The 18928-nt window shown below is 65.0% G+C and carries 19 protein-coding genes; 5 read left to right on the top strand and 14 right to left on the bottom strand.

All coding sequences use genetic code 11. The features are described 5' to 3' along the window. Positions 1-124: 124 nt before the first annotated feature. Together ACFWO3_RS10680 and sigE are read right to left on the bottom strand one after the other, a co-directional pair. Positions 125-493 carry a zf-HC2 domain-containing protein gene (locus ACFWO3_RS10680; RefSeq protein ID WP_378577015.1) on the bottom strand — a complete coding sequence of 123 codons (369 nt, stop codon included), beginning with the start codon at positions 491-493 and terminating at the stop codon, positions 125-127. Positions 494-509: 16 nt separating this feature from the next. Next, positions 510-1157, bottom strand: a complete 648-nt coding sequence (gene sigE / locus ACFWO3_RS10685; protein ID WP_378577017.1) for an RNA polymerase sigma factor SigE — start codon at positions 1155-1157, stop codon at positions 510-512. Positions 1158-1420: 263 nt separating this feature from the next. Between sigE and ACFWO3_RS10690 the strand changes: the two genes are divergently transcribed. Then, the gene (locus tag ACFWO3_RS10690) at positions 1421-2059 is read left to right on the top strand and encodes an O-methyltransferase (RefSeq protein ID WP_378577019.1); all 639 of its coding nucleotides are present in this window, start codon (positions 1421-1423) and stop codon (positions 2057-2059) included. Between the two features lie 25 nt (positions 2060-2084). On the opposite strand, the gene glgC is transcribed toward ACFWO3_RS10690, so the two are convergent. Continuing rightward, positions 2085-3299, bottom strand: a complete 1215-nt coding sequence (glgC, locus tag ACFWO3_RS10695; RefSeq protein ID WP_378577022.1) for a glucose-1-phosphate adenylyltransferase — start codon at positions 3297-3299, stop codon at positions 2085-2087. 100 nt (positions 3300-3399) lie between these two features. Between glgC and glgA the strand changes: the two genes are divergently transcribed. Next, on the top strand, positions 3400-4566 hold the full coding sequence (gene glgA / locus ACFWO3_RS10700) for a glycogen synthase (RefSeq protein ID WP_378577025.1): 1167 nt from the start codon (positions 3400-3402) through the stop codon (positions 4564-4566). 10 nt (positions 4567-4576) lie between these two features. On the opposite strand, the gene ACFWO3_RS10705 is transcribed toward glgA, so the two are convergent. From ACFWO3_RS10705 to ACFWO3_RS10750, 10 genes are all read right to left on the bottom strand, one after another. After that, positions 4577-5431, bottom strand: a complete 855-nt coding sequence (locus ACFWO3_RS10705) for a methyltransferase domain-containing protein (RefSeq protein ID WP_378577028.1) — start codon at positions 5429-5431, stop codon at positions 4577-4579. Positions 5432-5523: 92 nt separating this feature from the next. Continuing rightward, complete coding sequence (locus ACFWO3_RS10710) at positions 5524-5691, bottom strand: DUF3117 domain-containing protein (RefSeq protein ID WP_003936084.1); 168 nt, start codon at positions 5689-5691, stop codon at positions 5524-5526. A 208-nt stretch (positions 5692-5899) separates the two neighbouring features. Beyond that, positions 5900-6214: a DivIVA domain-containing protein gene (locus tag ACFWO3_RS10715; RefSeq protein ID WP_378577030.1), complete on the bottom strand. Its 315-nt coding sequence runs from the start codon at positions 6212-6214 to the stop codon at positions 5900-5902. Between the two features lie 35 nt (positions 6215-6249). Continuing rightward, positions 6250-7176: a glucosyl-3-phosphoglycerate synthase gene (locus ACFWO3_RS10720; RefSeq protein WP_378577032.1), complete on the bottom strand. Its 927-nt coding sequence runs from the start codon at positions 7174-7176 to the stop codon at positions 6250-6252. Further along, positions 7173-8072 carry a dihydropteroate synthase gene (gene folP / locus ACFWO3_RS10725; protein ID WP_378577035.1) on the bottom strand — a complete coding sequence of 300 codons (900 nt, stop codon included), beginning with the start codon at positions 8070-8072 and terminating at the stop codon, positions 7173-7175. Before folP ends, ACFWO3_RS10720 begins: the two co-directional genes overlap by 4 nt. Before the next feature lie 35 nt (positions 8073-8107). Beyond that, positions 8108-9880 carry a long-chain-acyl-CoA synthetase gene (locus tag ACFWO3_RS10730; protein ID WP_378577037.1) on the bottom strand — a complete coding sequence of 591 codons (1773 nt, stop codon included), beginning with the start codon at positions 9878-9880 and terminating at the stop codon, positions 8108-8110. Positions 9881-9964: 84 nt separating this feature from the next. Continuing rightward, on the bottom strand, positions 9965-10507 hold the full coding sequence (locus ACFWO3_RS10735; RefSeq protein WP_378577040.1) for a TIGR00730 family Rossman fold protein: 543 nt from the start codon (positions 10505-10507) through the stop codon (positions 9965-9967). Further along, complete coding sequence (locus ACFWO3_RS10740; protein ID WP_378577044.1) at positions 10504-11313, bottom strand: TIGR00730 family Rossman fold protein; 810 nt, start codon at positions 11311-11313, stop codon at positions 10504-10506. The genes ACFWO3_RS10735 and ACFWO3_RS10740 overlap by 4 nt, the downstream gene beginning before the upstream one ends. Before the next feature lie 9 nt (positions 11314-11322). Further along, positions 11323-12393: a succinyl-diaminopimelate desuccinylase gene (dapE, locus tag ACFWO3_RS10745; RefSeq protein WP_378577047.1), complete on the bottom strand. Its 1071-nt coding sequence runs from the start codon at positions 12391-12393 to the stop codon at positions 11323-11325. A 311-nt stretch (positions 12394-12704) separates the two neighbouring features. Then, entirely contained in the window at positions 12705-13661 is a 957-nt protein-coding gene (locus ACFWO3_RS10750) for an SMP-30/gluconolactonase/LRE family protein (RefSeq protein ID WP_378577050.1), read from the bottom strand. 99 nt (positions 13662-13760) lie between these two features. Here ACFWO3_RS10750 and dapD point away from each other — a divergent pair, with 99 nt between their 5' ends. The 3 genes from dapD (at position 13761) to ACFWO3_RS10765 (ending at position 17115) form a co-directional block, all read left to right on the top strand. Continuing rightward, a complete protein-coding gene (gene dapD, locus ACFWO3_RS10755; protein WP_378577052.1) occupies positions 13761-14714 on the top strand; it encodes a 2,3,4,5-tetrahydropyridine-2,6-dicarboxylate N-succinyltransferase in 954 nt (317 codons plus the stop codon). Between the two features lie 89 nt (positions 14715-14803). Further along, positions 14804-16120, top strand: coding sequence for an amino acid permease (locus tag ACFWO3_RS10760; RefSeq protein ID WP_378577349.1), 1317 nt, complete (start codon positions 14804-14806; stop codon positions 16118-16120). 143 nt (positions 16121-16263) lie between these two features. Beyond that, positions 16264-17115: an acyl-ACP desaturase gene (locus ACFWO3_RS10765; RefSeq protein ID WP_378577055.1), complete on the top strand. Its 852-nt coding sequence runs from the start codon at positions 16264-16266 to the stop codon at positions 17113-17115. 41 nt (positions 17116-17156) lie between these two features. Here ACFWO3_RS10765 and ACFWO3_RS10770 read toward each other — a convergent pair whose 3' ends face one another. Then, complete coding sequence (locus ACFWO3_RS10770) at positions 17157-18836, bottom strand: substrate-binding domain-containing protein (protein WP_378577057.1); 1680 nt, start codon at positions 18834-18836, stop codon at positions 17157-17159. Positions 18837-18928 lie beyond the last annotated feature (92 nt).

Genomic DNA, 18928 nt, shown 5'->3' on the forward strand with positions numbered 1-18928 from the left:
TCGGTCGCTCGTTCTGACGGTGCCACGAAGTCTGTCGTCACGGTTGCCACGCGCCCAGTATCACTGATCGGTACGTGGCGCACGCCACCGCCCGTCGGTCGTCGGGCCGGAAATCGGGTGCGGGTCACCGACGCCAACGGCGAGACCAGCGGCGACCGGTGACATCGAGTTGCTCCGGAAGGGCAGAGCCCATCCCGGTGCCGCGCGCGGCTTCGGCGGCATGATCGAACGAGTCCGCAGGCTGGCAGGTGGGTATTCGACTCAGAACACCGAGCAATGACAACGGCATGGTCACTTCGCCACTGCCGCGTAGGGCTCGTCTCGCCTGCTGCTGCGATTCGACTTCGTGGGCACACTCGGGGCACATGGAAAGGTGATGGGCGGCCCGCAGGTAGGCCGACATTCGCAACTCACCGTCGACGTATGCGGCTATCGCCTCACTCGCCAGATGCTCCGTGGAGCCGAACTGACGATGCCCCGGCACCTGCGACATTCGTCCCTCCTGATAACTACCCGACACCGATCTGATCGGACTCGACCTTCCCGTTCGCGGCAAGGTGCTCGCGCAGCGCTTGCCGTCCGCGGTGGATACGACTTCGTACCGTCCCGAGCTTCACACCCAGTGTGGCACCGATTTCCTCGTATGACAGACCTTCGATGTCACAAAGGACGACCGCGGCGCGAAATTCGGGCGCGAGTGAGTCGAGAGCGGCCTGTAGATCCGCGTCGAGTCGGGCGTCATGGTAGATCTCTTCCGGGCCACGACCCTCGGCCGGAACTCGGTCGTAGTCGTCCGGCAGTGCTTCCATACGGATGCGATTGCGACGACGAACCATGTCGAGGAACAGGTTGGTCGTGATGCGGTGGAGCCACCCCTCGAACGTGCCCGGCTGGTAGTCCGACAGCGAGCGGAACACCCGCATGAACGTGTCCTGAGTGAGGTCTTCGGCATCCTGCGCGTCACCGGAGAGGCGGTACGCCAGCCGGTAGACGCGGTCGCCGTGCTCTCGCACCAGCTCTTCCCAGGACGGCATCGCGGACTTTTCGCCTGTGGCGTCGAACACAGCTGTGCCGGTCAGCTCCCCGTCGACTTCCGACCCGACGGCCTCGAGGGCGTCGGCGCCTGCTTTTCGGTTACTGCGTTCGGTGTCGGTCATGTGGATTGGTGGATCCTCCTGTTCAGGACCGCAGATCACGGATTACGTGTAGCTGGGACAACTCCCCGCTGCACCGATTTGTTCCCGGGTCTCGAAAACAGTCGGTCACGATGTGATCTCCCCGCCTTGTGCGGCCTCGGATCTGGCGATGTGCATTACTCTCGCGTACCGCGGTGTGTAGGTCGTATGAGCAACCTGAGGTGTTGCTGAGAATTTCGCGCGAGCGCGCCTTGCAGCGGCGATGCCGCTACGCAGATAGCCTCTTGGGCGTGCAGACTAACGCCGAACGGATACTCGCCCATACCGAAGGGGTCGTCCGCGAAGACGAGGCTCTCGAGATGGCCAGAGAAAAAGCCGACGACCTCGGCGCCACACCCGTCTCACCTGCCGTCGGCAGTGCACTGGCCATGTTCGCCCGAATGCTCGACGCCAAGACGGTGGTAGAGGTCGGTACCGGCGCCGGCGTCAGCAGTCTGTGGCTGCTCCGCGGTATGCGCGACGACGGTGTTCTCACCACCATCGATTACGAGCCCGAACACCAGCGGGTCGCGAAGCAGTCGTTTCGCGCGAGCCAGATCGCACCGGCGCGCACCCGACTCATCAACGGCAGTGCCCTCGACGTCCTGCCGAGGCTTGCCGACGAGGCTTACGACCTGGTGTTCGTGGACAGCGGTCCCGCCGACCACCCGCATTTCGTGCGGGAAGGCGTGCGATTGCTGCGGCCGGGCGGAACGATCGTGCTCCACAATGCGCTTGCGAACGGCCGGGTCGTCGACCATGCCCAGCGTGACCCCGACACGATCGCGGTTCGCGAGGCGGCGAAGGCCCTCGCCGAGAACGAGCAGTTGATTCGGGTGCTGTTTCCCCTGGGTGACGGACTCCTCTGCGCCTCGAAGCTCTGAGAGCGCTCACACACCCGACCGAGGGCTAGATCCACACGCCCTTGCCGATGGCGACCACTCCGCCGGTGCTGATCGCGAAGCGTTCCCGGTCGCGCTCGAGGTCGACTCCGATGATCTCGCCCTCGCCGACGACGACGTTCTTGTCGAGGATGGCGCGGCGCACCACGGCGCCCTTGCCGATCCGTACCCCGGGCATCAGCACGCTGCCTTCGACCGTGGCACCGTCGTCGATCATCACGTTGGAGCTGAGCACGGAGTTGCGGACCGTGGCCGCGGACAGGATGCTTCCCGCTCCCACGACCGATTCCTGCGCCAGCCCGCCTTTGACGAACTTGGCGGGTGCGAGGTTCTCGGCGGCACCGCGGATGGGCCATCGCCGGTTGTACAGATTGAAGATCGGGTGCACGGACACGAGATCCATGTGCGCGTCGTAGAAAGCGTCCAGGGTCCCGACATCGCGCCAGTAACCACGATCTCGGTCGGTGGCGCCCGGGACGACGTTGTCGTTGAAGTCGTAGACGGACGCGACACCTGCTTCGACCAGCGCGGGAATGATGTCACCGCCCATGTCGTGATCGGAGTCGGAATTCTCCGAGTCGGCTCGGATGGCGTCGACGAGAACCTTGGTCGTGAAGACGTAATTGCCCATCGACGCGAACGTCATGTTCGGGTCGTCGGGGGTGCCGGGTGGGTGCGCCGGCTTCTCGAGAAACTGGGTGATCCGGCCGCTCTCGTCGCTGTCGATGCACCCGAATGCGAAGGCTTCGCTGCGCGGGACCCTTATGCCCGCGACGGTGACACCTGCGCCGGACTCGATGTGATGCTGGACCATCTGTTCGGGGTCCATGCGGTACACGTGATCGGCACCGAACACGACGATGTACTCGGGGTCTTCGTCGTACACGAGGTTGAGCGACTGCAGGATCGCATCGGCACTGCCCGTGTACCACCGCGGGCCCAGTCGCTGCTGTGCGGGAACCGGGGTGATGTATTCACCGGTGAAGCCGGACAGACGCCAGGTCTGCGAGATGTGTCGATCGAGCGAGTGCGACTTGTACTGGGTGAGCACACACAGCCGCAGATACCCGGCGTTGACCAGGTTGCTCAATACGAAGTCGATCAGTCGGTACGCACCCCCGAATGGAACCGCTGGCTTCGCTCTGTCCGCCGTCAGCGGATAGAGACGTTTCCCCTCGCCCCCGGCGAGCACGATCCCAAGCACGTGCGGCTGGCTCCTCACACCTGTCAACCTATCCGCCGCCCCCACCACTTGCCAGCGGTGGCGCGCCGGAAGGGGTTTTCTGGTGGTCGCCCTCACTCCGGAGCGTTACGTTTAGCGCGTGCGCGTGGCGATGATGACCAAGGAGTACCCACCGGAGATCTACGGCGGGGCGGGAGTTCACGTCACCGAACTCGTCGGCAAGCTCCGCGACCTGTGTGACGTCGACGTGCACTGCATGGGCGCCCCCCGGGCGGGCGCGCACGTTCATCAGCCCGATCCTGCACTGGCAGACGCGAATGCGGTCTTCGCGACGCTGTCGGCCGAGCTTCGGATGGCACACGCGGCCGGCGCCGCCGACGTCGTTCACACCCACACCTGGTACACCGGACTGGCCGGTCACGTGGCCGCGGCGATGTACGACGTGCCGCACGTCCTCACCGCCCACTCTTTGGAGCCACGCCGACCCTGGAAGGCCGAACAGCTCGGTGGCGGCTACCGCGTGTCCTCGTGGTCCGAACGCAATGCGGCCGAGCACGCCGACGCGGTCATCGCGGTCAGTGCGGGTATGCGCGCCGACATTCTCGAAACTTATCCGAGCATCGACCCCGCACACGTCCACGTCGTGCGCAACGGCATCGACACCGATGTCTGGTATCCGGGCGCGGGGGTCGGAGAATCGGCACTGCCGGCAATCGGGATCGATCCGACGAAGCCGATCGTCTCGTTCGTCGGCCGCATCACCCGGCAGAAGGGTCTGGCCCACCTGGTCTCGGCGGCACATCATTTCGCTCCCGAGATCCAGTTGGTGCTGCTGGCGGGGGCACCGGACACGCCAGATCTCGCGGCGGAGACCGAACGCGCGGTCGCGGCTCTGGCCGAAGCCGGAGGCAACGTGTTCTGGGTACGCGAAATGCTTCCGACGGAACAGGTGCGAGAAATCCTGTCGGCATCCACGGTGTTCGTCTGTCCTTCGGTGTACGAGCCGCTGGGAATCGTGAATCTCGAAGCGATGGCCTGTGAAACGGCTGTCGTCGCCTCGGATGTGGGCGGAATCCCCGAGGTGGTGCACGACGGCGTCACCGGGCGTCTCGTGCACTACAACTCCTACGAGCCGGAGGTGTTCGAGCGAGGGCTCGCGGACGCGATCAACGCCGTTGCCTGCGACAGCGCGGTCGCGGACGCGATGGGTCGCGCGGGGCGTGTACGAGCTGTCACCGACTTCTCCTGGGCGACCGTCGCCGAGCAGACGTTGGCGGTGTACACGGACGTGCTGGCGCGTCGGTGACGAAGAGGCCTCAGTGCCTCTCGTAAGTCGAGACCGTTACCGAAGCGGTGACCGTGGCGGGTTGCGGCAACTCCGCGACCTTCGCCGAAAGAGCATCCGGACCGAGGTGCCGCGCGGTGGGTCCCATCCCGACGACCCGTACGACGTCCGCGTGGGTGAGAGTCATAGAGAACTCGACGTCCGTGCGCTGCGCCGGGGCGAAGTGTTCGGCTGTCGCGGCATCGAGTCGCTCGACTTTGCGTTCGTCCACGTTCACCATTCCGAAGGCGTCGATCAACTCGGACAGATGGCGGCCGGTGGGGGTGAGAACGGTGAGCCTGCCACCCGGCGCGAGCACTCGGTGGGACTCGCCGGCATTGCGCGGAGCGAACACGCAGAGGACGTCCGTCATCGCACGGTCACGAAGAGGGAGTCCGGCCCACGCGTCGGCGACCACCGCACCTACACGCGGGTGCGACTTCGCGATTCTTCTGGCCGCGTACTTGGAAACGTCCAGGCCCACTCCGCGCGAGCCCGCGCTCCGATCCAGTACGCCCGCAAGGTAGTGACCGGTTCCCGCACCCACTTCGAGCACTCGTGGCCCCTGCCCGGAGTGGTCGTCCCGGTCGACCACCGCCGCCACCGCACTCACCAGCGGGTCGTAATGCCCGGCGTCGAGGAACCGTGCACGCGCCTCGAGCATGTCGGAGGTGTCGCCTTCGAACTTGGACGGGGCACCCGACACGAGGCTCACGTAGCCCTGCCGAGCAACATCGAACCGGTGACCGAGAACGCACACGAGCACTTTCGCTCCACCGTCGGTCTCGAGTTCGACCGCGGACGCGCACTGCGGGCAGGCCAAGAGGTCGGTCACATCCGAGAGCATCTGCCTCGCCTCCCGCCCGCGTAGACATGTGGCAGGCCCCGCATCGACGCGCACGAGCGGGGCCTGTCATATGAGGTTGTGTGTCCCACCGACTAGCTGGTGACGCCCTTGAGCTCCTCGCCCAATGCGGCAGCTTCCTCCGGGGTCAGCTCGACGACCAAACGGCCACCGCCCTCCAGGGGAACCCGCATGACGATTCCTCGTCCCTCTTTGGTTGCTTCGAGGGGACCGTCCCCGGTCCGGGGCTTCATGGCCGCCATCCTCTGCTCCCTCCAGATCTGCGCTGCCTGCTTGCGCCTCGACTGACAATTCTCCCCGACCTAAACCGAGGCTTGTGCGCTCCATTCTTCCCTATCGACGTCCGGACCGGGAACCTGAGTCGGAATAACGTTGAACATTTGACTTGACGAGGGGTCATGTGAGCCGGTTTCGAGCCATGGCCTGCAACGATGCCTTTCGAGCGATCCGTCAGTCACCGGCTTTGCGACTCTGGGCCGCAACCTCCTCCAGGTACGCGACTTTCTCACGGAGAGAATCGATTTCACCGCCCAGTCGATCCAGAGCCCAATCCACCTCGCTGGCCTTGTATCCGCGCAGCGTCTGCTGGAACCGCAACTCGCGCACGTGGTTCCCGGTCACCCCGGCAACCGGAAGGGCCGTGAAGGTGGTGCCCGGCGGGATCGGCGACAGCTCCTCGGACCGACCGAAAACTGCACTTGCCACGAAGAACAGCATCGCACCGACGAACACCATGACGAGGAGATACAACAGAGCCGTCAACATGACTCGATCCTGTCACGCCGGACCGGGGAACCCGGCTACCGGGCGATGGTGTTCATCGGCGGACGGTCCGCCAGATCCACCTCGGTCGTCGACGGCACGAAGGAATCACCGTCGACGAGGAACTGGGTGAGCCCCTCTCCCGAATCGTCCACACCACAGCGGCGCATCATCGTCCCGATGATCTGCCTGCTCATCACCCCGAGCTCGGACAGCGGCCGATTCCGGTGCTTGCGCACCCCGAGGTTGACCTGGGCGATCGCACCGAGGCCCAGTCGGTCGTAGGTGTCGAGAAGCAGCCCGATCTCCACGCCGTATCCGGGCGCGAACGGCACAGCGGACAACAGCTCCCGTGTGCCCGCGTACTCGCCACCGAGCGGCTGCAGAATGCGGGTGAGTTCGGGGCGCAACGCAGCCAGCATCGGCCGTGCAACGAGTTCCGTGACCCGCCCTCCCCCGTTGGCGTCCTCGGTGCCACTGACACGCAGCGGCCTGCGGTAGTACCCCTTCACCAGATGAATGCCGTCGCCGGTGAGCAATGGCCCGAGAAGTTTCGGCACGAAGGCCGGATCGGGGTTCACCAGATCGGAATCGACGAACGCGACGAGATCGCCCGTGCTCGCGGCGATCGAACGCCACAGCACCTCACCCTTGCCCGACACGGGCGCCATGCTCGGCACGGCCTCCTCGCGACTGATCACGGTGGCACCCGCCGATCGCGCACGTTCTGCGGTGAGATCCCGCGAACCCGAGTCGAGCACGATCAGTTCGTCGACCAGCCCACCGAGCAATGGATGGATGGTATCGACCACCGCCCCGACCGTCCGTTCCTCGTTCAGAGCGGGAAGCACCACCGACACGGTCCGCCCGGCTTTCGCCCTTTCGAGCTCGGCGATGCTCCACGTCGGCTGATCCCAGGTGTTCGCATCTCCCCACACGCCGGAAGCCACCTGCGGGGCGCTCATGCCAGCCCCCGCACCGTGCGAGCCGGGGCCCGAAGCCCTCGAATCGCCGCCACCATGTCGACCACACGCCGTGTCGACGCCACCTCGTGGACACGGAACATCCGGGCGCCCTCTGCTGCGGCCATCGCTGTCGCTGCCAATGTTCCCTCCAACCGCTCGTCGAGTCCCACACCAAGAGTCTCCCCTATGAAATCCTTGTTGCTCAGCGCCATCAGCACTGGCCATCCCGTATCTACAAGATCGTCCACTCGACGCAACAACTCGAGCCCGTGGAATGTGTTCTTTCCGAAATCATGGGTGGGATCGATGAGAATCGAGTCCTTCGGCACCCCGATTCGCGCAGCATTCTCCGCAGCCGCAACCACATCACGACGCACGTCCTCCACGACGTCCGTGTAGCGAACACGGAACGGCCGCGTGCGTGGGACGGCGCCACCCGTGTGCGAGCAGACGATGCCGGCACCCAGTTCGGCAGCGACCTCGACAAGGCTCGGATCGGCTCCCGCCCACGTGTCGTTCACGAGATCGGCACCCTCTGAACAGGCGAGACGTGCCACCTCGCCGCGCCAGGTGTCGACACTGATCAGCAGCTCCGGGAATCGTCCCCGGATCGCCTCGACGAACGGCACGACCCTGCGGATCTCCTCGTCCTGATCGACGAGCTCGCCCGGCCCGGCCTTCACGCCGCCGATGTCGACGACGTCAGCGCCCTCGGCCACCACTCTTTCCACGGCAGCCATCGCCGAGTCGTCCGCGAACGTCGCACCTCGGTCGTAGAACGAGTCGGGTGTGCGGTTGACGATGGCCATGATCAGCGCCCGGTCCACGGCGACCGGGCGCCCACACAACGTCGGCGAGGGCGACGCCGGCAACGGAGAATCGGGGGACACACGCATGGGATCAATACTGGCACGCCGCCCGACAACGCCCCCTAGCCGCGCGGGAGGGACCCCGCAGCGACCTCGCCCACGTAGCCGTCGTATGCCTCGCGGAAGCCCGGCTCGCGTCCGGCGAGCACGTGCAACCGAGTCGAATCCTCGACGTCGTAGCCTTCCTTGCGCAGCTCGACCTTGCGGCTCTTGAAGGTAGAGGTCTGTTCCAACGAGTCGACGACCCGAACGAAGAGAGGCACCGCGTAATTGGGGAGCCTCGAGTACAGGAACTCGGCAACGTCCTTACCGTCGAACGACTGTCCCTCGTGCAACGTCACCGCAGCCATTCCGGCGCGGCCGTCCGTACCGGGAATCTCCACGCCGTAGACCACGGCCTGCTCGACCGCCGGGTGGGCGCCCAGTGCACCTTCGACCTCGGTCGTGGCGACGTTCTCGCCCTTCCACCGGAAGGTGTCGCCGAGGCGGTCGATGAACGCGACGTGGCCGAGGCCCTGACGACGCACGAGGTCGCCGGTGTCGAACCAGCAGTCACCGTCGTCGAAGCCGTCGCGAATGAGCTTCTTGTTGGTGGCCGACTCGTCGGTGTAGCCGTCGAACGGGGCGCGGTCGGTGACCTTGGACAGCAGCAGTCCGACCTCGCCGGTGGCGACCTTGCGGAGGCGTCCGTCGGCGGCGCTCTTGGCCTGACCTGTCTCCTCGTCGAATTCGACGACCGCGTGCGGAAGCGGGCAGATGCCGGCCGTCTTGTCGAAGTTCAACGCATTGATGAACGCGATGTTGCACTCGCTGGCACCGTAGAACTCCGCGACCCGGTCGATCCCGAATCGCTCCTTGAACTCGTTCCAGATCTCCGGGCGGAGCCCGTTACCGACCATCAAGCGCACCGAGTTGTTCTTGTCCGATGCGCTGGCAGGCTGATTGATGAGATACCGGCACAGCTCACCGATGTAGGTGAAGGCGGTCGCATCGTTGCGCTCGACATCCGACCAGAACTTCGACGCCGAGAACTGACGCCCGAGCGCGAGGGTGGCACCGGAGGACAGAACAGAGGACAGTGACACCGTCAGGGCGTTGTTGTGATAGAGCGGCAGGCAGCAGTACAGGGTGTCGTCCGAGTGCAGACGCACACCGAGACTTCCCAGCCCGGACATGCTTTTGAGCCACCGGAAGTGACTCATCAGGCTCGCCTTGGGGAGGCCGGTCGTGCCCGACGTGAAGATGTAGAACGCCTTTTCCTTGGCCTGAATCTGCGCGCAGACGGCCGGGTCCGACGAATCGGCCTTCTCGGCCGAACGCTCGAGGTCGGCAAGCGGTACGACCGTGGTGGCGGGCTTCTCGTCGAGCGAATCGAGCGCCTCTCCGCACGCCTCGGACACGACCAGCGCCCTGCCCTCGAGGAGCGAGATGCTGTGCGCGAGCACCTCGCCGCGCTGGTTGTAGTTGAGCATTCCCGCGGTGGCGCCCAACTTCACGGTGGCCAGAGCCAGCAGCAGGGTCTCCGGGGTGTTCTTCCCGAGAATTCCGACCACGTCACCCCGGACGACGCCCAGGTCCTCCAGCGCGTGCGCGTAACGGTTGACCCGTTCGTTCGCTTCCTCGTAGGTGATCGAGTCACCCTCGAAGCGGAGGAAGGGACGACGGGGGTTGGCCTTGGCTGCCTTCTGGAAGACGAGGCCGATCGACTCTCGCGCGTCCGGCTTCCGGATCAGACCTTTGACTCCGCGAGCCATGATCGGTAGGTCCGGAATCACGGTCGGAATCTGGCGGACGAAATCCACGATGCCGATCGTCGACGGTGCTTCAGAGCGCATAGTTTCCCCTAGAAAGGCGAGAATGAGTCACGCCACCCTACTGCAAAGTAACAACGAGCGTCACCGCGTGACCTGCAGTGCGAATCAGCGCACACAAGCGTCCAGCGCATCGGTGATATTTCGGGTGGCGACCAACCGCTCCAGGGCCCCACGACCGACGAACCCGTCCTCGAGTCCGGCGAGCCACCGCATCAATCCGTCGTAGTGCCCGAACGGGTCGAGAAGGACCACCGGCTTCTCGTGCATGCCCAGGTAACCCGCCGTCCACGTCTCGAAGAGTTCTTCGAGAGTTCCGATGCCGCCCGGCAAGGTCACGAACGCATCGGCGCGGTCCTCCATGATCTGCTTGCGCTGACGCATGGTGTCGGTGACGAAGAGTTCGTCCGCATCCACATCGGCCACCTCACGATGCACCAGAGCCTTGGGTATGACACCGACGGTGTTTCCGCCCGCTTCACGAGTGGCCTCGGCAACGGCACCCATCATCGACACGTTGCCGCCACCGGACACCAGTTGCCAGCCACGCTTGCCGATCTCGGTACCCAGCGCGCTGGCCAGCTCGAGGTATTCTTCGCCAACCGGCCCCGAAGCGCAGTAGACACACACGGAGAACTTCCCCGGCGTCACCACAGATCCTCGGTTCCGGTTAGTGCGGCCTCGTCGATGCCCGTCTGCGAATCGACGACGATTCCGACGGCCTCCTCGACACTGTCGGTGACGTACAGCAGATCGACATCGCCTTCCGAGATCTTCCCGCTGCGCTCGAGTGAATTCCGAATCCAATCGACCAGCCCGGACCAGTACTCGGTGCCCAACAGCACGATCGGAAAGCGCGTCACCTTCCTGGTCTGCACCAACGTCAACGCTTCGAACAGTTCGTCGAGCGTGCCGAACCCACCGGGCAGGCAGACGAACGCCTGCGAATACTTCACGAACATGGTCTTGCGGGCGAAGAAATACCGGAAGTTCATGCCGAGATCGACCCAGTCGTTGAGCCCCTGCTCGAACGGCAATTCGATACCTAGTCCGATCGAGAATCCACCTGCCTCGCAGGCGCCCCGATTGGCAGCCTCCATCACGCCCGGCCCACCACCGGTGATGACTGCGAATCCGGCGTCCGCGAGACCTGCACCGAGAGCGCGCCCGGCCTCGTACTCGGGATGGTCGACCGGAGTGCGCGCCGAACCGAACACCGTCACCGCCCTCGGCACCTCGGCCAGGGCCCCGAAGCCTTCGACGAACTCACTCTGGATGCGCAGTACCCGCCACGGGTCGGTGTGCACCCAATCGGTCGGCCCACGCTCGTCGAGCAGGCGTTCGTCGGTGGTGGTGCCGTCGTCCACCCGGTCACGACGAAGCTGAATCGGGCCACGGAACTTCACCGAGGACGAGCTACGACCCTGCGGTCCACCGCTGTTCTTCTGGGGTGCCATGCGCACAGGCTAGCGAGTCAGATAGCGACGGAGCACGTCAGACACCTCGGTGATCTGTTGCACGGGGACGTGCTCGTCACGCTTGTGCGCCAGGTTCGGATCTCCCGGCCCGTAATTCACGGCGGGAATACCCAGAGCGGAGAACCTCGAGACGTCGGTCCAGCCGTACTTCGCACGGAACTGCCCGCCCGCGGCCTCTATGAGCGCAGCGGCAGAGGGATCGGACAGCCCGGGCAGAGCCCCCGGCGAAGAGTCGGTGATCTCGAAGCCGAGATCTATTCCGTCGAACACCTCTCGCACGTGTGTGATCGCCTCGTCCACCCCGCGGTCGGGTGCGAATCGGAAGTTCACGTCCATCACGGCCTCGTCCGGAACGACGTTTCCGGCGACGCCGCCCTCGATCCGCACGGCCGAAAGACCCTCCCGGTACTCGCAACCATCGATGTCGACGGTCCGCGCACGATACGCGGCGAGGCGCTCGAGAACCGGCGCGAACCGGTGGATCGCATTGTCACCGAGCCACGAGCGCGCCGAGTGCGCACGAGTGCCGGCAGTCGTCAGGCGCGCTCTCAGCGTTCCCTGGCACCCAGCCTCGATGAGGCCACCGGTCGGCTCCCCCAGAATCGCGACGTCGGCCCGCAGCCATTCGGGAATCTCGCGTTCGATCCTGCCCAGCCCGTTGTGAACTGCAGCGATCTCCTCGCAGTCGTAGAACACCAGGGTCAGATCGTGAGCTGGGTCCTCGATGGTCGCGGCGAGGTGCAGGAACACCGCGTCTCCCGACTTCATGTCGACGGTCCCGCACCCGTGCAGGATGTCCCCTTCGCGCCGGGAGGGCACGTTGTCGGCGATCGGAACCGTGTCCAGGTGTCCAGCCAGCATCACCCGACTGGGCAGGCCCCTGTTCGTCCTCGCCAGCACCGCGTTGCCGTTCCGAATCACCTCGAAACCCGAAGTCTGCTCGCGGAGCGCGGTTTCCACTGCCGCAGCGATAACGGACTCGTCGTGCGACACGCTCGGGATGTCCACGAGGGCGGCGGTGAGGTCTATGGGGTCGGCATGAAGATCGAGAGCTCTCACCCCGACAACACTAAACCCCTCTCGACGAGCACCCGACGCACGCGTCTCACCCTCCCGGTGACGAACTGACGGTCAGAGCGGGTTCCACCATTGCGCGAAGGCGAACAACCACGACCCCGGCGGGAACGTGATGTCGCCGATTGTAGGAATGTCAGGTAGGTAGCCGATCATGATTGCCTCCTTGGAAGTGTCCGGAAAAATCCGGATTCCCCGACTGGCCCCGACTACCTACCGTATCGCCCGAACCACAATCCGCATTACCCCTTCGTGGCGAGGTGAGCGGCGACGACGCAAGTAGATCCAAGTAGATCTCAGCCGTCGAACCCGCCCGGTATTTCGTAGATCGCGCCGTCGAAGCCGACGCGGAAGAGCCGCCCCGCCGAAAAGCCGGAATCGCCTTTCCCGTAAGCAAGCGAACTCGAAAGCGGAAGCCCCGTTGCCAGGGCGCAATACTGGTTCGGGCCGTCCACACGCCAGATCTCACCGAGAGCATTTGCGGGGACCACTGGGCGGTCGTGGGAGTCGAGGACCAGTCCGTCGGGAGCGCCGATCACGTCAGTCCCGCCGAGGCTCACCCAATCTTCCGGGGCACCGGGATTCTCGATCGGAATTCGGGAGATGCCGGGGTTCGCGAACGTTCGCGCAACGAACAGATAGCGGTTGTCGGACGTCACCGCCGCACCGTTGGCACTCGGTACGACGGCCCAGTCTGGATCGACAGACCCATCAGGCGCGATTCTCCCGATTTGGGTGGCGAAATCGTTGGTCGCGTAGGCGACGCCGTCCGGCGCGACATCCAGTCCGTTTGCCGCGCTGAGACCCGACGCGAACGGCGTCACCGCGCCGGTGGCCACGTCCACCTTCGCCACCGCACCCGGCCTCGCCGAGTCGCCCACGACGACACGGGGGCCGCCGCCCCCGTACCCGACCAGCAGACTTCCGTCTTCCGCCCAGGCGAGACCTCCCGCGCCCGCGCCGCCCGGAACGGTCGCGACGGGTACAGCAGCTGCTCCCGGTGTGTCGAGACGGAAGATTCGACCACTGATCGCGTCGGTGGTGTAGAGCCTGCCGCCCCCGTCGACGATTGCACCTTCCAGCGCCGCACCCGGCACGGAGCCGACCAGCACCGGGGCTTGACCTGCGCCGGGACAGACCGGCGCGGCCGACGCCGCCGGAGCGCCCATCACGGTGACCATGGTTCCGAGCAGGAGTGACGACGCCAGGACCAGGGCACGCCCGGTTCTCCTGCGTGTCCGGTACGAATTCATCGGACCATCGTGACCCATCACGGCAGCGCACAGTTGGTTTTCCCGGAATCATCGACCGGTAGCGTCCGGCGGGGTAACGAGCAAGTAATCTCTACACCCGTGAGCACACAGGGAGCATCTGCAGTAGGAATCGCCAACGTGACCGCCGACGGAACCGTTCTCGACACCTGGTTCCCCGAGCCGGAACTGGGCACGTTCGACAAAGCGGGCACCGAGAACCTCGAGGGTGCGGACATCCCCTCCGAACTCGCGTTGCTCGCCGGCAACGACGAAGCCCGCGAGGTTTCGCAGGTCGTCGTTCGCACCACCATCGCGGATCTGTCGAAGCCGCCTGTCGACACCTACGACGCCTACCTGCGTCTGCACCTTCTCTCCCACCGTCTCGTCGCACCGCACGGACTGAGCCTCGACGGCCTGTTCGGCGTGCTGAGCAACGTGGTGTGGACCAACTTCGGCCCGTGCGCCGTCGACGGGTTCGAGAAGGTCCGCTCGCGACTGCGCATCCGCGGTCACGTCACCGTCTTCGGTATCGACAAGTTCCCGCGCATGGTCGACTACGTCGTGCCTTCGGGTGTCCGTATCGCCGACGCCGACCGTGTTCGCCTCGGAGCCCACCTCGCCAGCGGAACCACCGTGATGCACGAAGGCTTCGTCAACTTCAACGCGGGCACGCTCGGCAACTCCATGGTGGAAGGACGGATCTCCGCCGGAGTAGTCGTCGACGACGGCTCCGACGTCGGTGGCGGCGCCTCGATCATGGGCACCCTCTCCGGCGGCGGCAAGGAGACCATCAAGGTCGGCAAGCGCTGCCTGCTCGGCGCCAACGCCGGTGTCGGCATCTCGCTCGGCGACGACTGCGTCGTCGAGGCCGGGCTGTACGTGACCGCAGGAACCAAGGTCACCGGACCGGATGGAACCGTCGTCAAGGCCAAGGAACTCAGCGGTCGGTCGAACCTGCTGCTGCGCCGCAACTCGGTGTCCGGCGCCGTCGAGGTCGTACCCACCAAGGGCACCGGCGTCGAACTCAACGCTGCCCTCCACGCGAACGACTGACGACGGTGAGCGAAGTTCGGCAGGACAGCACTGCAACGTCCGATGATCGTGAGGTTCTCGGACACGGACTGAAGGTCCGCCATCTCACGATGATGGGCCTGGGCTCCGCCATCGGTGCGGGGCTCTTCCTCGGGACCGGTGTCGGTATCGCGAAAGCCGGTCCTGCCGTCCTCGTTTCCTACGTGATCGCCGGCGCGATCGTCGTGTGCGTCATGCGCATGCTCGGCGAGATGGGCGCCGCGATTCCCGCCAGTGGTTCGTTCTCGCACTACGCACGCCTCGGGATCGGCGAATGGGCCGGCTTCGTCATGGGGTGGCTCTACTGGTTCATGCTCATCATGGTGCTCGGAGCCGAGATCACCGGAGCGTCGCGGATCGTGACCGGATGGATTCCGTCGATACCGCAGTGGGTCGTGGCGCTCGTCTTCGTCGTTTTCTTCGCCGTGATCAACCTTGCCAAGGTGAAGAACTTCGGCGAGTTCGAATTCTGGTTCGCCGCTGTGAAAGTCACCGTCATCGTGGCGTTCCTGGCGATCGGGGTGCTGCTCGTGTTCGGGTTGCTACCGGACACCGAACCGGTCGGAACGGTGAACCTGTTCGGCCACGGCGGATTCATGCCCGAGGGCTTCGCCGGAGTGGCGGCGGGGCTCCTCGTGGTCGCGTTCGCTTTCGGCGGCATCGAGATCGTCACCATCGCGGCCGCGGAGTCAGAGGACCCGGAACACTCCATCGCCACGGCCGTCCGCAGTGTCGTCTGGCGTATCAGCCTCTTCTACATCGGCGCGATCGCCATAATGGTCCTGGTGGTTCCCTGGGACTCACCGGCACTCACCGGCCCCGAAGGCCCGTTCGTGGCCGTTCTCGACCAAGCGAACATCCCGTACGTATCGGGCTTCATGCAACTGGTCGTCGTGGTTGCACTGCTGTCGGCGTTCAACGCGAACATCTACGGCACCTCGCGTATGGCGTTCTCCCTGGCTCGGCGCGGCGACGGCCCGGCACTCATGTCGAAGCTCTCCAGCAGCAACGTTCCGATCAATGCCGTTCTGTTGTCGGTCTTCTTCGGATTCGTGAGCGTGCTCCTCAACTGGTGGCTACCGGACGACCTTCTCGGTATCCTGCTCAACGCGGTGGGTGCTGCGCTGCTCGTGATCTGGATCTTCATCGTCGTCGCACATCTGCGCCTTCGCCCACAGCTCGAACGCGAAGGCCGTCTGACCGTCCGGATGTGGCTGTTCCCCTACCTGAGCTACGCAACCCTCGCGATGCTCGGCGGATTCGTGGTGCTGATGTTGTTCGACGGCGATGCTCGGGCACAGCTGATTTCCACCACCATTCTGTTCGCGATCATCGCTGTGCTGTCCGTGGTGAACTCGCGGATTCGATCACGCAGGGCCGCGCCCTAGCCTCCTGCGCGGACTGTGAGTCCGAACAACCTCCCGCACAGCGACTTTGCGAGGTCACCAAAGAAGCCACCACCGCCTGTTTCGGCGCGGACGTTGAACTTACTATTGAGTAGGTTCATCTTTCACCGACCGATAGGAGCGCCGTGTCGAGACCTCTCAGCCAGGTACAGCTCCTACGCGAGCTACAGCCGGACATCGAGCGGAATCTGGCACGCCTCACGGCGGCGACCGACGATCTGCATCCCGGTGATCACCTGCCCGCGGTGGGCGCCACGCCTGTGCCCACCGCCGCCCGCTCCGCGATGATCACCTCGTTCCTCACGACGCCCGTAACACCCGCGTTCCTCGGTCGAACCGGACACCGAGTCCCCGAGAACCCGTGGTCGACCTGGCTCGACAGCTGGACTGCGGCGAAGAACGGACACATTGCATTCCTCCGCGAACACCTCGTGATAGGCGCCGGGGTCGATGCGACGGCCCTCGACCGCGCCCGCGCGAACACGATGCCGGTGGGCATCGACTCGTCACTCGAAGGTGCCAATCTCCTCCACTGGGTCGCGCACGTGACGCTGCAGGAGATGGCTGCCGCGGTGTTGCACCGCAACGCCGCACAGCTGTGCGGCCCCACTCCCACGGGCAAGGGGCTCGCTCGCATCGCCGAAGCGGACAACCTCCACATGCGCTTCTACCGCGACATGTGCGGAGCCGCCTTCGAACTGGCACCGGACCAGACGATCAAGTCGGTCGCAGACGTCGTCATGAACTTTCAGATGCCCGGCTCCACGATTCCTGGAATCCGGCACCACACGTCACTGGTCGTCGAACACCGAATCTACGACCGCCGTCATCACGCCGACGACGTCGTCGGGCCGGTCCTGCAACACTGGAACATCTTCGAACGCAACGATCTCACCGCCGCCGGAGAACGTGCGCGCGACCGGATCGCGACCTTCGTCGATGCCTCGAGATGCAGTCTGCCGGCGACAGTGGCGTGAACAGGACCAACAGCCCAGTTCTCGTCGATTGAGCCACCCTGCTATCTTGCTCGATCCGAAAGCGCGTTGACGAATACGTTCGCGATATCGACAGGATTCTTGGCGACGTAGCTCGATCCCCCGGTGGCAAGCGAGATTTCGGCCAGCGTCTTCGCGTCGGCGTCGTCGGTGATACCGATCGTGACGACTATGACCGGACGGGCGGGGTCCTGCTCGTCGACCAGGGTGTCCATCAATTGTTCTTTGGTGATCGAATCCGGATCCTCGTTCGAACCGTCGGTGAGGATGATGACACTGTTCACGGCGCGCGGATCGTAGCTTGCCTGCACGGTACGGAAGGCTGCCAGCGTGGTGTCGTACAAGCCGGTCCCGCCGCCTATCAGATGGGTGACTTCGTTCGCCTGGTCCGCCATGACCTGACGTTGCGGACGCCCGTCCACGTCGGTGTCGTACCGGCGGATCGGAACCATCTCGAGGTAGTCCCGTCCCTCTCCGCCAAGCCCTTGAGAGAAGGCCCACAGCCCGGCGGAAACGCTGTCGGGGAACATCGCGTTGCCGGCCAGGGCAGCCTGGACGGTGAGGTCCATGCGCGTCTCGTTTCCGGCTGGAGAGGCCATCGAACCCGACACGTCGATGGCGACGAGCGTTCGGATGGGCAGAGCCATCAGCGCCCAGGCTCCAAGCGCCTCGTCGCCGATGGACTCGTCTCGGAGTTCGAGCTTCGCGACATCACCGATATCGAGGTTCGAGTCGAGCGGTTCACCTCGAACATCACGGAAACCGTTGTCGGCGAATGTCTTGCGGGCCTCGTCCCCGTCCAGCAACGCTGCAAGTTCACGGGCCACAGCCGTCGCGATGTAGTGCCGTTTCGGCGACGGGGCCGTCACGACCAGCGGATAGTTCATGAACGTGGTTCCGGATTTCGGCACTGCGGCCTCGAGCGCGCCGGCCGTTTCGGGTGCGGCCTTCTCCAGACCGACCGTCTTCATCGCGGTGTCGTCACCGGCGAACTCGATCATCTCCTGCTCCGTCGCCACCGCAACGCCGCCGTTGGCCGATACCCGCTCTAGCATTTCGATGCCGACCGGCTCGTCCGCGAGGCGTTGGCTTTCTTCCTGCGCCAACGGAACGAGCGCGCTCCGCACCGTTTCCGCCACCACAGGATCGGACTGCCCCTCGGCGAGTGCGGAAAGGATGGGCCCACCCGCCACACCCGTGGTGAGCGGATTACCCAATTGAAGGTTCTCGATTCGCAATACATCGAGCCATGTGACGGGGGTCGGCGTCTCACCCTTTCGTCCCGCCACCACGATCGGGGTGGTAGCCACCGAACCGGTGACGACCTCGACCGGACCAGTCGCCGTGAGCCCTGCCCTCCTGACCCACGTCCCCGAATCCGGGATCCAGAGATCGGGAGCATCGTCGCCCTTACCGAGACGACCCGAAATCTCCCCTTCGGTGGCCGCACTGACCGCGAATGTCGCGCACCCTGCATCGTCCGGGTCGCCGTCGTCGAGAATCGAGTTCAACGCAGGCGCAATGGACGGCGAGGCAGCGAGCGTGAATTCCTCTGTGCCATCGCATTTCTGGGTCCACGACTGCACCGCCCTCACCACCACGACGGCCGACACAACGAGACCCACCACTACCACGGCGCACAGGGCGTAGAAACCCCAGTAGTGCCGAGGTTCCTCGACTCTGGAATGACGACCGACAGTCACCGCGCCCCCTAGGGTGTCGGGTCGCGAACGTCTGCGCCGAACTCCTACGGCGACCACGACCGCCGCATATCATATCGAGCCAGGTGCAGGCA

It is taken from the genome of Rhodococcus sp. NPDC058521, from assembly GCF_042719695.1.
Taxonomy (GTDB): Bacteria; Actinomycetota; Actinomycetes; order Mycobacteriales; family Mycobacteriaceae; genus Rhodococcus_F.

What these genes read in the sequence shown, in the direction of transcription:
- ACFWO3_RS10680 (WP_378577015.1), bottom strand. Translation starts at nt 493, where the DNA reads ATGTCGCAGGTGCCGGGGCATCGTCAGTTCGGCTCCACGGAGCATCTG.
- sigE (WP_378577017.1), bottom strand. Translation starts at nt 1,157, where the DNA reads ATGACCGACACCGAACGCAGTAACCGAAAAGCAGGCGCCGACGCCCTC.
- ACFWO3_RS10705 (WP_378577028.1), bottom strand. Translation starts at nt 5,431, where the DNA reads ATGCTCTCGGATGTGACCGACCTCTTGGCCTGCCCGCAGTGCGCGTCC.
- ACFWO3_RS10710 (WP_003936084.1), bottom strand. Translation starts at nt 5,691, where the DNA reads ATGGCGGCCATGAAGCCCCGGACCGGGGACGGTCCCCTCGAAGCAACC.
- ACFWO3_RS10715 (WP_378577030.1), bottom strand. Translation starts at nt 6,214, where the DNA reads ATGTTGACGGCTCTGTTGTATCTCCTCGTCATGGTGTTCGTCGGTGCG.
- ACFWO3_RS10720 (WP_378577032.1), bottom strand. Translation starts at nt 7,176, where the DNA reads ATGAGCGCCCCGCAGGTGGCTTCCGGCGTGTGGGGAGATGCGAACACC.
- folP (WP_378577035.1), bottom strand. Translation starts at nt 8,072, where the DNA reads ATGCGTGTGTCCCCCGATTCTCCGTTGCCGGCGTCGCCCTCGCCGACG.
- ACFWO3_RS10730 (WP_378577037.1), bottom strand. Translation starts at nt 9,880, where the DNA reads ATGCGCTCTGAAGCACCGTCGACGATCGGCATCGTGGATTTCGTCCGC.
- ACFWO3_RS10740 (WP_378577044.1), bottom strand. Translation starts at nt 11,313, where the DNA reads ATGGCACCCCAGAAGAACAGCGGTGGACCGCAGGGTCGTAGCTCGTCC.
- ACFWO3_RS10750 (WP_378577050.1), bottom strand. Translation starts at nt 13,661, where the DNA reads ATGAATTCGTACCGGACACGCAGGAGAACCGGGCGTGCCCTGGTCCTG.
- ACFWO3_RS10760 (WP_378577349.1), top strand. Translation starts at nt 14,804, where the DNA reads ATGATGGGCCTGGGCTCCGCCATCGGTGCGGGGCTCTTCCTCGGGACC.